Annotated in this window: 10 protein-coding genes and 3 pseudogenes; 3 read left to right on the top strand and 10 right to left on the bottom strand. The window is 68.0% G+C overall.

All coding sequences use genetic code 11. The features are described 5' to 3' along the window. Positions 1 to 86: 86 nt before the first annotated feature. On the bottom strand, positions 87 to 1784 hold the full coding sequence (locus BMG523DRAFT_RS20420; RefSeq protein ID WP_235463296.1) for an IS66 family transposase: 1698 nt from the start codon (positions 1782 to 1784) through the stop codon (positions 87 to 89). A gap of 117 nt (positions 1785 to 1901) precedes the next feature. After that, positions 1902 to 2734 (bottom strand): annotated as a pseudogene (locus BMG523DRAFT_RS20415) (IS3 family transposase); the annotation flags it as partial. 63 nt (positions 2735 to 2797) lie between these two features. On the opposite strand from BMG523DRAFT_RS20415, the pseudogene BMG523DRAFT_RS20405 reads away from it, so the two are divergent. From BMG523DRAFT_RS20405 to BMG523DRAFT_RS20395, 3 genes and pseudogenes are all read left to right on the top strand, one after another. Then, positions 2798 to 3862 (top strand): annotated as a pseudogene (locus tag BMG523DRAFT_RS20405) (IS110 family transposase); the annotation flags it as partial. A 192-nt stretch (positions 3863 to 4054) separates the two neighbouring features. Further along, positions 4055 to 4837: a HipA family kinase gene (locus BMG523DRAFT_RS20400; RefSeq protein ID WP_368671130.1), complete on the top strand. Its 783-nt coding sequence runs from the start codon at positions 4055 to 4057 to the stop codon at positions 4835 to 4837. Continuing rightward, a complete protein-coding gene (locus BMG523DRAFT_RS20395; RefSeq protein WP_235463293.1) occupies positions 4834 to 5229 on the top strand; it encodes a DUF3037 domain-containing protein in 396 nt (131 codons plus the stop codon). Before BMG523DRAFT_RS20400 ends, BMG523DRAFT_RS20395 begins: the two co-directional genes overlap by 4 nt. Positions 5230 to 5395: 166 nt before the next feature. On the opposite strand, the gene BMG523DRAFT_RS20390 is transcribed toward BMG523DRAFT_RS20395, so the two are convergent. The 8 genes and pseudogenes from BMG523DRAFT_RS20390 to BMG523DRAFT_RS20355 all read right to left on the bottom strand — a co-directional run. Further along, positions 5396 to 7066 carry an MFS transporter gene (locus BMG523DRAFT_RS20390; RefSeq protein ID WP_043592022.1) on the bottom strand — a complete coding sequence of 557 codons (1671 nt, stop codon included), beginning with the start codon at positions 7064 to 7066 and terminating at the stop codon, positions 5396 to 5398. Between the two features lie 27 nt (positions 7067 to 7093). After that, the gene (locus BMG523DRAFT_RS20385) at positions 7094 to 7438 is read right to left on the bottom strand and encodes a DUF6204 family protein (protein WP_011435565.1); all 345 of its coding nucleotides are present in this window, start codon (positions 7436 to 7438) and stop codon (positions 7094 to 7096) included. Further along, positions 7438 to 8082, bottom strand: a complete 645-nt coding sequence (locus tag BMG523DRAFT_RS20380) for a TetR/AcrR family transcriptional regulator (protein ID WP_035734604.1) — start codon at positions 8080 to 8082, stop codon at positions 7438 to 7440. The genes BMG523DRAFT_RS20385 and BMG523DRAFT_RS20380 overlap by 1 nt, the downstream gene beginning before the upstream one ends. 47 nt (positions 8083 to 8129) lie before the next feature. Next, positions 8130 to 9479, bottom strand: a complete 1350-nt coding sequence (locus BMG523DRAFT_RS20375; RefSeq protein ID WP_051623980.1) for an acyltransferase domain-containing protein — start codon at positions 9477 to 9479, stop codon at positions 8130 to 8132. Between the two features lie 54 nt (positions 9480 to 9533). Continuing rightward, on the bottom strand, positions 9534 to 10493 hold the full coding sequence (locus tag BMG523DRAFT_RS20370) for a class I SAM-dependent methyltransferase (protein WP_023842133.1): 960 nt from the start codon (positions 10491 to 10493) through the stop codon (positions 9534 to 9536). Further along, positions 10490 to 10954: an aspartate 1-decarboxylase gene (gene panD, locus BMG523DRAFT_RS20365; protein ID WP_011435560.1), complete on the bottom strand. Its 465-nt coding sequence runs from the start codon at positions 10952 to 10954 to the stop codon at positions 10490 to 10492. The genes BMG523DRAFT_RS20370 and panD overlap by 4 nt, the downstream gene beginning before the upstream one ends. 5 nt (positions 10955 to 10959) lie before the next feature. After that, the gene (locus tag BMG523DRAFT_RS20360; protein WP_235463292.1) at positions 10960 to 11970 is read right to left on the bottom strand and encodes a cytochrome P450; all 1011 of its coding nucleotides are present in this window, start codon (positions 11968 to 11970) and stop codon (positions 10960 to 10962) included. A 41-nt stretch (positions 11971 to 12011) separates the two neighbouring features. Continuing rightward, positions 12012 to 12236 (bottom strand): annotated as a pseudogene (locus BMG523DRAFT_RS20355) (hypothetical protein); the annotation flags it as partial.

Raw genomic sequence — 12236 nt, 5'->3', positions numbered from 1 at the left:
GTAAGTAGTCGGAAGTCGCGTGGGGGAATGCTGACGGGCGGTGTCACCGGGTGTGACACCGCTGGAGTCGGGCTGGCGTGGCTGGGTCAGCCGGGAGGCTTCCTCCAGCGGGCGAGGTCGTCGGGGTTGGCAGCCCAGGGCAGGAACCGGTCGAGGTCCGTCCCGGTGGGTGCTCTGGCGCCGGCGCGACCGCAGGCGTCGAGGTAGTCGGCCAGGTAGGTCAGTGGGTTGAGGCCGTGCAGGTCGGCGGTCGCGGTGACGGTGAAGATCGTGGCGGCGCGGCGGGCGGCGTCGTCGGTGCGGGAGCCGCCGGTGTTCCGCCGTGTGATCACCGGTTTGCGGATGATCCTCTCGGCCGGGTTGTTGTCCAGACCGATCATGGGATGGTTGCGGTGGGCGACCAGCCCGGTCCACTCCCGGTCCATCGTGGCCAGCGCCCTGCGCGCGGGTTCGGGCAGGCCGGGGGACGCCATGTGCTCGCGGCGGGCGGTGTCGATCGCGTCGATCGCGCGGTCCCAACCGGTGTAGGCGGTCGCGAGACGCCGCTCGGCCGGCGGGCTCGGGGCCGTGATCGCCGCCTGCCAGGCGGCGGCGAGTTCGGCGTGCGCCGCGTAGAGCGCGGCGATCCGCTCGCGCCACTGCCGGGCCCAGATCCCCAGCTGCGCGGGGTTCGCGTCGCCCGCGCGCAGGAAGTACCGCCGGACGTGGACCCAGCAGAACAGGTTGACGATCCCGTCCGCCTTCGCCCCCGCGGACGCGTAGACGGCGTAGAAGTCCGAGGAGATCACCAGCCGGCGCGGGCCGCCGGCGCCGTCGCCCGTCAGCTGCCCGGTCTCGGCATCGATCCCGACATGGTCGGCGAGCACCGCGGCCGAGCGGGTCGGGTCCATCACGAAACACACCGAGTCCGGCCCCAGGAACACCCACAGCCACCAGCGCGCCGAGCCGTCCCCGCCGGTCGGGGTGAACACCCGCCAGGTCGTCTCGTCGGCGTGCAGGTGCCACGCCCCCCGCGACCGCCCGNCGATCTTCTCCGCGAGCGGGGCGAGTAGGTCGCCGACCTGGGCGCACGCCCCGGTCAGCGTCGCCGGCGAGATCTCCGCCCCCTGCCGGGACAGGCCGGTGACCAGTGAGTTCTGGGAACGGCCCGCGACATAGCGCTCCACGACCAGCAGGGCGAGGAACCGGTGCGTGAACAGACCCTTCCCGATCGCCTTCGACGGGCCCGGCGCGGTCACCGTCACCGGCCCCCCGCACCGGCAGCCTCGCCGGTAGCGGCGACGCCGCGTGACCCGCAGCCGCACCGACACCACCCAGTCGAGCTGCTCGACGACGTGCTCACCCCACGGCGTGAACGACGCCCCGCACGACGGGCACGTGTAACCCCCGCCCTCGAAGTCGCCGTCGACCTCGTCACGCGCCAGGTGGTCGTAGCTGCGCCGGCCCGAACGCGCCCCCGGCCCCCGCGGCCGGCCCGTCGACCCACCAGCCCCCTCACCAGCCGCCCCGTCCCGACCATCACCGCTGTCCCCTGCGCCGGCGCAGGCCGGCGGCCCGCCCGACGCGCGCTCCGACGACCGGCCGAACAGCATCCGACGCAACGTCGCCAGTTCCGCCCGCAACGCCTCAAGCTCGGCCGCGGCCGCGGTCTCCCGCGCGAGCAGCCGGGCATGCTCCGTCCCCAGCTCCGCGAGCTCGACTCGCAGACGGCCGTTCTCCACCAACACATCCGCCAGCGCCTCACCACCAGCAACGCCGCAAACACCCGACTCGACAACCGCCACGCACCACAGCAAACCATCCCGACCAGCGAACCATCACCCACGGAGACCATCAGGCCACACCCAGCCCCCGCAGCCACCGCCAACGTCGATCAACTCAACGGGACTTCCGACTACGTACCGGGAGGCTGCCATGGTGAACGCGTCGATGATGAGCTCGGTGCGCATGTGGTTGGCCATCGACCAGCCGGCGACTTTACGGGAGTAGAGGTCGATGACGGTGGCGAGGTAGAGCCATCCTTCGCCGGTACGGATGTACGTGATGTCCCCGACGAGCTTCTCGCCCGGGCGGGTGGCGGTGAAGTCGCGGCGGACGTGGTCGGCGGGCGGCGGGGTCTGGTCGGGGATGGTGGTGCGACGGTAGGCCCTGGGCTGGCAGGCTTTCAGCCCCGCACGGCGCATGATCTGCCGGGCGAGGCGGACGGAGACGCGCAGGCCGGAGGCGGTCAGGGCGGCGGCGATCCGCCGGGCGCCGTAGGTCTGGCGGGAAACGGCGAACACCGCCCGCACGTGGGTGTCGAGGGTGGTGTGCCGACGGGTCCGGGCCGACGCCGGCCGCCGAGACCAGTCGTAGAAACCGGATGTCGACACGGCCAGCCACAGGCACATCTTGGATACCGGGTAGTTGTCCTTCTCCGCAGCGATCAGTTCGTACTTGTCGATCACTGATGGCGTTGCGCGAAGAAGGCGGCCGCTTTTGAGAGGAACTCGCGCTCCATCCGGAGTTCCCGGTTCTCCTTTTCCAGCTCGTGGAGCTGGGCCCGCTCGGACATCGACAACGGTTCTTCTTCGTTGTGGTGTGCCCGCCGCCAGGTCGCGACCCAACTCCCCAATGTTCCTTCGTTGATACCGAGATCTTTCGTGACCGCCGAGGTGGGGCGGCCCGAGTCGATGACGAGCTTCACCGCCTCGTCCTTGTACTCGGGTGTATACCGCCTGCGTGACTGACTCATTGATCTCCTCCGTTCACGGATCAATTATCCCTCATAGGGATCACTGTCCGAAGAACGGGGCCCACCTCAGGACGAGTACTGGTGATCGTCGACCAGCCCGCGAGCATCGGCGCCCTCGCGATCGCGGTCGCCCGCCAGATGGGCCTGGACGTCGCCTACCTGCCAGGGCTCACGATGCGCCGCCTGGCGGACCTGCACCCCGGCGAGTCCAAGACCGACGCCCGCGACGCCTACGTCATCGCCGACGCCGCCCGCACCCTGCCCCACACCCTGCGCCGGGTCGGGACCGACGACGAGACCCTCGCCGGACTCACCGTGCTGGTCGGCTACGACAGCGACCTCGCCGCCGAAGCCACCCGGCTCACCAACCGGTTACGCGACGCCCTGCTGCACATCCACCCGGCCGCGGAACGCCTGCTGGGCAGCCACATCCATCGACCCGGCGTCCTCGAACTCCTCGCCGACGCGCCCACCCCGACCGCCTTGCGGCAGCTCGGCGAGACCGGCATCGCCACGACGATGCGTCCACGCTCGCCGCGGCTCGCCAAGACGCTGCCCGGCCAACTGGTCCGTGTCCTCGACGAGCAGACCGTGGTCGTGCCCGGCACCGCCGCGTTCGGCCCGGTCATCGCCGGCGTCGCCCGCAAACTTCTCGGCGTCCTCGACGAACGCGCCGATCTCGCCCAGGACGTCGAAGCCACCCTGGAGGCGCACCCTCTTTCCGAGGTCCTGGTCTGGATGCCCGGTGTCGGGGTCAGGACCGCCGCCAGCCTCCTGACGATCATCGGAGACATCGCCGCGTTCCCGACCGCCGCGCACCTCGCCGCCTACGCCGGCCTGGCTCCGGTCACCCGCCGTTCCGGCAGCTCGATCCGCGGCGAGGTCCGCTCCCAACGCGGGAACCACGCCCTGAAATCAACCCTGTTCCTGTCGGCGTTCGCCAGTCTCAGCGACCCGACCAGCCGGGCCTACTACGACCGCAAACGTGCCGAAGGCAAACGGCACAACGCCGCCCTGATCTGCCTCGCCCGCCGCCGCGTCGACGTCCTCTACGCCATGATCTGCGACCGCAAGCCCTACCAGCCGCCCGCTACCAACCCCGCGCCCGAGCCGGCCCGCGCCGCTTGACAACGCCATAGAGACACCCCCCACGGCTCGCAGGCTCGTCGCGCAGCTACGCAGCGACACTCCCACCCAGATCGAAGGCATCGGGGATCAAGCGACCGACGTCAGCTGAACCCTCTGGGAAAGACATGCCGTAGACCGCTGTGGATATCGATGCCGCCCGGCGGGAGAGTCAGGAGTAGAGTCAGCAATGTGTTGCGGCATGTGCGTGGAACCCGTTACGTAACGCCCCTGCGGGAGGGTGGCTCCCTGCCAGGTCTGGTCGAAGCCGACGACGACGGCATATACGTCGTCAAGTTTCGCGGGGCGGGGCAGGGAAGCGCGGCTCTGGTCGCCGAGATCGTGGTTGGGGAGCTGGGCCGGCGGCTCGGTATCCGGGTACCCGATCTGGTCGTTCTCACCGTCGATCCGGAGATTGCGCGGCGGGAGCCGGACCAGGAGGTGCAGGAGCTGCTACGGGCGAGCGCAGGAGACAATCTCGGAATGGATTTCCTCCCCGGGTCCATAGGCTACGACGGCGCCAGTTGGCAACCGCCGGCCGAGGAGGCCGCGAGAATCTTCTGGCTGGACGCACTGACCGCGAACGTGGACCGGAGCTGGTCCAATCCGAATCTCCTGGTCTGGCATCGTGCACTGTGGGCCATCGATCACGGGGCTGCCCTGGTCTTCCAGCATTCCTGGCCGTCGGTGAGCACCTGGGCGGCGCGCCGCTACGACCTGTCGGAGCACGCGCTGACAGTCCTCGTCAAGGATCTCTCGCCGGAGGCGCTCGAACAGCTCGACTCCGAGCTCGCGGCCGTGGTCACTCGCGACCTGCTCGCGGAGGTGACGGCATTGGTCCCCGATTTGTGGTTGCTGGGCATGAACTCCGTCCAGCCGGGCGAAGCCGATGCCGCCGCCCTGCGGGAACGGTATGTGGAGTACCTGCTCGCGCGTCGTGCCGGCGACCGCGGCTGGTGGCCTGGCGCGGGGAGGTGATCGCCGTGCCGGAATCATTTTTCGCATTTGACTATGCTCTTCTGTTCGCTGTCCCAAGGGTCGACCGGGGCGAGCGGATAAACGTCGGTGTACTGCTCTACAGTCCTGCCGCGGAATTTTTGGCCGCGGCGATCAACGTTGATACCGAACGACTCAGAGCGCTGGACTCCAATGCCGACGTGGAGCTGATCCAGGCAGCGCTGAATTTTATCCAGATGGTGTGTGCCGGTGATCCCGCCGCCGGCCCGGCCGCCACGAGATCGGCGCGGGCACGCTTCGGCTGGCTCACCGCGCCGCGCAGCACAGTCGTTCAGCCCGGCGCCGTGCATGGCGGTATCACCGCCAAGCCGGAGGTAGAGCTGGACCGGCTGATGGACCGCATGGTCCGGTGAACGGGCTCTGACCGCGGATCGACCACACCTGCCACGGACAGCCGGCGGTGCTCTGGTTCGAAGGCCGAGGGAACTGGTCTGTGCCCAGGAACTCTCGGGCGGGCCGCGGATTCGCCGGGTCGGCGAATCCGCGGCCCGCCTGGCCAACACGCCCGATCGTCCGCTCTCAGGGCCCGCCGCGCCGGGCGGGTAGCAGAAAGAGCAGACAGAACACGACGGCGAGCGCACCCACGATCCACCACAGGGTCTTGACGAATCCGGAGACGAATACCTCCGCGTACACCTTAGCCAAGGCGTTCGTCAGAGTCCCACGATCGGTGACGCTCACCCGCCCGCCGCAGTCAGCGGGGACAAGACTGAGGTCAGGCTGGTGGATATCGCACCGACGCAGCTCGGCCATCAGCCGAGTCACCTCGCCGGAAGAATGCCCCTGGCTGACCAGGGCCTGCTGGACCTGCGACGTCACCCGGTCGGTCCGGGCCGGCTCGCCGGTGGCGAGGGCGGAGAAGAACAGCCCACCGATCAGCGCGACGCCCACTGCCGCGCCAAGCTGGCCGGTCGCGTTGATGATTCCGGAGGCCGCGCCGGCTTCGTGCGGCGGCACATCGATCAGGATCATCCCGGTCAGTGGCGCGACCAGCAGGCCCATGCCCGAACCGATCAGCAGCAGGGACGGGGCAGCATGCCATGATGTCACGGTGGTGGCGAAGTGATGCGCCGTCCACACGTAGGAAAGAACACCCGACGTCATCACCGCCACTCCCACCATGAGGCAGCGACGGCCATACTTCGGAAAAATGTAGCGTACCGCGAGTCCGCCAGCCATGGGAACAGCGATGGAGAACGGAATCGTGGTCAGACCGGTATGCAGTGCCGACCAGCCCAGACCACCCTGCAGATAAACCGTCCAGGTGATGAAGAATCCAGCCGGCACGCAGCTGAACAACAGTTGCGTGCCGACGCCGACAGAAAAGCTGCCAGTTTTGAAGAGGTTCAACGCCAACAGTGGCGAATCGTCACGGCGCACCTTTTCCCGTTCATACCGTAGGAACAGCGCGAACACTGGGACAGCGATTACCATGGCGACAATGCTCCACGTCGGCCAGCCCAGCTCGCGCCCCTGCACAAGCGGAAAAAGCACGAGCAGCAGCCCTACGGCGACGAGGATCATCCCTATCCCGTCGGGCCGGCGAGCATGCGGGGACCTGGATTCCCGCATCCACGCCGACGCTGCCACCAGCGCTACCGCGCCGACGGGGAGGTTGACCGCGAAAATGCTGCGCCATTCGAGGCCGAACGGGTTCCACTGGAGCAGAAGACCACCGACGAGCGGTCCCGCGACGATCGCTAGGCCCACGATGCCCGCGTATAGGCTGACGACCTTGCCGACTTCTTCCCGAGCAAAGCTGACGTGGATGATCGCCAGTACCTGCGGCACCATGACGGCCGCAGCGCCCCCCTGGACCACCCGGGCGCCGACGAGGAATTCCGGACTCTGCGCAATCGCGCACATTCCGGACGCCGCCATAAACCCGGCGACACCGGTCAAGAACATTCGCTTGCGACCGAAAATATCTCCCAGTCGACCTCCGGTTATCAGCATCACAGCGAAGGCGAGAGTATAGCCCGCGTTCATCCACTGGATGGACGTTGGCGACGCCCCGAGATGCTGCTGGATGTTCGGAATAGCCACCGTGACGATGTTGTTGTCAAGCAGGTCCATGAACGTGGCGACGAGCAGGACCGCGAGAGCCCACCAACGCCTCGGGTCGGGTGCGGGCTGGGCCACCTGCAGTACCGGCTCGGACGGCCAGGTGGTCCGCTCAGTATCGACCATGATCTTCCTGTTCTGCGGAATTCCGCCTCAGCGCCGCTCCCGCGCTGGCCGGTTGATCTTCATACTGTCCATGTCCGTCACTCCGAATCGGAGGTCGCGATAGCCGCAGCCGATCTCGTCGAACCTTGCCATCAGCCGTTCTTCGGCGGCATCCTGCGCCCGCTGCTCCGCCTTGTCGTCGAACTCGACTCGAACGACCAGGCGGAATGTGAAGGCGACGATGGACTCGTTGTAGACGAGCGTTCCTTCTTCGGTGAACGACGCGTTGAGCACATCCTGCTGGTCGGCGTTCCGGCGAAGCTTCTCCCGCGCCGGGGGGTCAAGTTTGTCAAACCGTCCGCGTACCAGCACCCGGTAGACGTGCTCGGGCATCAGTCGTTCCCTTTCTCCGCAGCTATTTCGCGACCCAACGCGACCCACGACCGCAGTAACAGGTCCACCGCGTCGACTGCCGCGTCGTCCGGGCTGCTCTCGGGCGACAGGACCCGTTGGATCGCCAGGCCGTCGTCAAGCGCGTGCACTATCAACGCGAGCACCTCGACCGGAGCAGGTGGGGACGCGTCACGAGACGTGAAGTCGCGGGCGAGCGCCTCCGCGATGATCGTCCGCGTCCGCGCCTCCCGGTCGGTCAGCGTCGGCAGGACGCCCGGGTTGCGCAGGCCGTAGAGCCACAGCTCGGTGCGCAGCACAAGCCAGCTCGCGAGGTGACGGTCACGCTCACGATGCCAGGCCCGGAACTGCTCGACCATGCCCTCGAACGAGCCGGCGTCACGGCCCAGCGCCCGCAGCTCCTCCAGCTCACGCTCTGTGCGCTTCTCCAGCAGGGCGAGCACGAGCTCGTGCTTGCCGTCGAAGTTGCCGTAGAAGGCGCCTCGCGTGAAACCGGCACGCTCGACAATCTGTTCGACCGATGTGCCGGCAAGGCCACGCTCGGCGAACAGCTCCGCCGCCGAGCGCAGCAGCTTCTCGCGGGTCAGCTCCCGACTCTCCTCGCGGGACAACCGTCTGGTCGCGATGACAGGCTCCTTCTAGATACAGAGGTGCATCCAGATACAAGAGCCTATCAGAGTGCCGGGCTCGTCTCCAGCTGGGAGGCGGGCCGGGTCAGGCGGACCGCGCCGAGCACGGCCGCCTGGTAAGGGGTGAGCGTGGCTCCGGGTTCCGACAGGGCGAACGCCGCCCACCGCGGCTCCCGCCCGCAGCCGTACAACATGCCGAGCGACGCCAGGACCGAGCGCCGTTCCGCCTGCCGCCGACCGGATGCCAGCAGATGCGCCGGCCGTCCGGCGTGCGCCAGCGTCTGCCGCACCGGGCTCAACAGGACAGGATGCGCGCTTACCTCCACAAACACCTCATGGCCGGTGTCACCGAGCCGCTCGACCGCGGCGGCGAAACGGACCGGCTCGCGCAGGTTACGCATCCAGTACTGTGAGGCGAGGCTCGTTCCTGGCACGGGCTCGCCGGTCACGGTCGAGTACATCACGATCTTCGTAGGTCCCGGTGCCAGCGACCGTAGCGCCAGATCAAGATCCGCGCGCAGGTCATCGACGTAGTGGCTGTGCGAGGCGACGGTTCCCGTAATCACGCGGCAGTAGACGTCGCGCCGGGTGAGATCATCGACGAGCCTGGCGAGTGACGCCGCGTCGCCGGCCAGCACCGTCGACCGGGGGCTGTTCTCGCCGGCGACGCTGATGCGCCCGGCGCTGGCATCCGCGACGGCATGCGCCTGGGCGGGGGACAGCTCCGTGGCGGCCAACGCCCCCCTACCGGAGATCCGGCGCAGCAGCGCACTGCGCCGGCAGGCGATCATTATCGCATCTCGGAGGCCCAGCGCGCCTGCGGTATGCGCGGCCGCGATCTCCCCCATGCTGTGGCCGACCACGGCATCCGGCACGATCCCCCAACTGCGCCACAAAGCCGTCAGGGCGATCTGCAACGACACCATGGTCGGCTGCAGCACGTCGATCTCGTCCATCCGGGACGCTGGCGGGTCCAACCCGAGCTGCTCTACCACCGAGAATTCGGCGAAACGCCGAACCTCCTGATCACAGCGAAGGAGCGCCTCCCGGAACGCCGGCTCAGCGACCAGCAGCTCGCGGCCCATTCCGTACCACTGGGCGCCCTGCCCGGCGAAGACGAACACCAGGCCGGGCCGGCGTGCCGTCACATCGGGAGGAATGCGGTCGGTTTCTCCCGCGAGGGCGGCGGCCAGTTGTTCAGCGAGATCAGCGTACGAATCGACAACGAAGGTCAGGCGGTGCCGCGCTCCGGCGGTACGCACCGCGGCGTCATGGCAGTACCAGGCCAGCGCCGGCAGGCCCGCCCGCGCACGCACTCGGTCAAGGTGCGTGCGCAGGAGTTCCGCCAGTCTGTCCTCGGTGTCTGCCGCGACAGCGAACAATCGTGTGTCCACGTCTCCCCCATCAGGCCGCACGTCGCCCGCTCCTGGTCCGGGCACCGATCGAGGTCACCGGCGGACGGCTACCTGGTGGCGGTAGCTCTCCATCGGCAGGCCGCTCACCCAGGGCACGATCCCGATCCTGCTCAGCAGCCTGATCACGGCGGGCGGCTGATATCCCGCGAACATGCCGCCGAACATCAGGATCTGGCTGTGTGCCGCGATCCTGCGCGCCATCGGGTTCATCCGCTGCCGCGCGAGCGTGGCGTGGAAATGGCTGTCGGACGCCATCCGGCGGCGGATCGCCGCGCGAACCCGGTCGGAGATGTCGTGGTCGGTGACCCAGGTCAGGCCGTCGATCTCCGCGGTCATCCGGCGCATCGCCGCGTAACGCTGACGCGTGAAGACGTCAATGTGGGTGAGGATGCCGCCGGGGCTGAGCACACGTTCCACCTCCCGGAGGAATCTGCCGAGATCAGGATAGTTGTGCGAGCTCTCTATGTTGACGAGTATGTTCACGGAGCCGTCAACGAAAGGCAGTTTCTCGGCGTCGCCGTGCACGAACTCCAGTACGTCCGCACGCGCGAGGGTCGCCGAAGCCCTGGCGATGGCTCGCGGCGACAGGTCCAGGCCGGTCATCCGTGCGCCACGGGCGATACGGGAAAGGAAGTTCAGGCCTTCCCCGGTGCCGCAGCCGACTTCCAGCACCGTGCGACCGTCGTAGTCGTCCAGACCGATCGGCAGGTCCCGCAGAGCCAGGAAGTACAATTGCTCGCTGAAGCCGTCCGTGCCGAATTCCCCGAACCCTGGCAACCGAGCCCGGATCTCGTCGACGATCTCAGGGTCATACATCCCCCAGTTCCACAGGTCCCCCTTCGCCGAGAGGGTGGCGGCCATGTCATAGATTGTCGAGCTGGCCGTTTTCATTCTTTCCGCAGCCTTCTCACCACCGCGAGCCGTGTCAGGCTCAGCAAGATTGATGTCGGCCAGGCCGCTGGTGAAGGCGGTCATGATCTCGGCAGTGTTCACTGCGCTCTCCGCGGGTCTCCGGCCTGCTCGGAAAGGGAGGGCTGGGGGCTGTTGGTGTCACCGCGCACCAGACCGACGCCGTCGTACGCCTCGGCCGGGTCGGTGCCCATGCGCACCAGTTGGTTGTCGCCGTTCACGAACACGACGTTGGGCTGGTAAGAGCGGGCGTCCTCCTCGGCCATCAACGCATAGCCGACGATGATCACCAGATCGCCTGGACTGATCAGGTGAGCGGCGGCGCCGTTGATGCCGATGGTCCCGCTGTCCGCCTCACCTTCGATGACGTACGTGCTGAGCCGCGCACCGTTGGTGATGTCCAGCACGTCGACCTTTTCTCCCGGCCACAGGCCGGCGGCCGCCATCAGGGTGGCGTCGATGGTGATCGAACCAACATAGTGAAGATCGGCCTGTCGCACGACGGCACGATGGATTTTGGATTTGAGCATCTCGCGGTAGATCATTACACTCACCAGGTCACCGGCAGCTCTCGCACACCGTAGATGATCATTTCGGAGCGGGTACGGATCTCGCTGGTCGGCACCGCCACGTGAAGGTTCGGCAGGCGGCGCGCCAACGATTCGAACGCGATGCGCAGCTCCAATCGGGATAGCTGCTGTCCGACGCACTGGTGGATGCCGTGCCCGAAGGCCAGGTGCGGCACGGGCTCGCGCGTGATGTCGAGGCGGTCGGGAGCGTCGCACAGTGCGGGGTCCCGATTGGCCGCGGCGAGGGAGAGCGACACCGCGTCACCCGCGGTCAGCTGGTGGCCGTCGAACTCCAGATCGGCGGAGACCGCACGGATCGAGCCGGCGTGCACGATCGTCAGGTAGCGAAGCAGTTCCTCGACGGCACCGGGCGCCAGGCCCGGGTCCGCGGCCAGCGCCGCGTACTGCTCGGGATGTTCCAGCAGCGCGAACGTTCCCATCGCGATCATGTTGGTGCTGGTGTCGTGCCCGGCGACCAGCAGCACACTGCCGATCGTCATCAGCTCCTCGTCGCTGAGCTCACCCCGGGCCACCAGCGTGCCCAGCAGGTCGTCCGCCGATGCGGCCCGCTTGGCCTGGATGAGACCCATCAGCAGTCCACCGATGTTCTGCCAGCCGCTGATGGCCTCCTCCGCGCTGGAGTGAACGGTGAACAACGCTGCGATAGCCGCGCCGAACACCTCACGCTGCTCGACGGGCACTCCCAGCAGTTCGCAAATCACCAGCGCGGACACTGGTTCGGCGAACGCCGACACCAGGTCGGCCGGACCGCCACCGGCGATCATCGCGTCCAAGTGCTGGTCGACGATCTCGATCACCCGCGGCTCCAGGGACCTGGTCCGACGCGTCGAGAACCACTCGACGATATGCCGCCGGTAGCGGGTGTGCTCCGGAGGATCCATCGCGGTGAACATGCCCGGCGCCGGCTCGGTGCGTTCGCCTGCCATCGGCAGCGGGATGGGCGATCGCAGAAGGTCGCCACGCGAGCTCATGCGGAGATCTGAGTGGGCGTTCTGCACGCTTTCGTCGGGCCTCAGCTTGAGTTGATCTCTGGGGTGGCCGGTGGGTCGGGCNGGGGCAGGACGAACAGGCCGGGATCGGGCTCGGTGAGAACNCCCCGCTCTACCAGCCGTTTCAGCCGGGCCCGCATGCTCTCGACATGCCGGGGCTCGGTGCCGCCACCCAGCGCCCGGCACACGTCCTTGGCGTGCAGCCCGTTCCCGCCCCGGGTGAACACGGCCAGCACCTCCCGATACCC

This window comes from Frankia sp. BMG5.23 (assembly GCF_000685765.2).
Taxonomy (GTDB): Bacteria; Actinomycetota; Actinomycetes; order Frankiales; family Frankiaceae; genus Frankia; species Frankia casuarinae.
The sequence above is the reverse complement of the archived record's forward strand: the minus strand, read 5'-3'. Positions and strand labels throughout refer to the sequence as shown.

Bases quoted from the DNA above. Each gene is read 5' to 3' on its own strand.
- BMG523DRAFT_RS20390 (WP_043592022.1), bottom strand. From the start codon at position 7,066: ATGGTCGATACTGAGCGGACCACCTGGCCGTCCGAGCCGGTACTGCAG.
- BMG523DRAFT_RS20385 (WP_011435565.1), bottom strand. From the start codon at position 7,438: ATGCCCGAGCACGTCTACCGGGTGCTGGTACGCGGACGGTTTGACAAA.
- panD (WP_011435560.1), bottom strand. From the start codon at position 10,954: ATGATCTACCGCGAGATGCTCAAATCCAAAATCCATCGTGCCGTCGTG.
- BMG523DRAFT_RS20360 (WP_235463292.1), bottom strand. From the start codon at position 11,970: ATGAGCTCGCGTGGCGACCTTCTGCGATCGCCCATCCCGCTGCCGATG.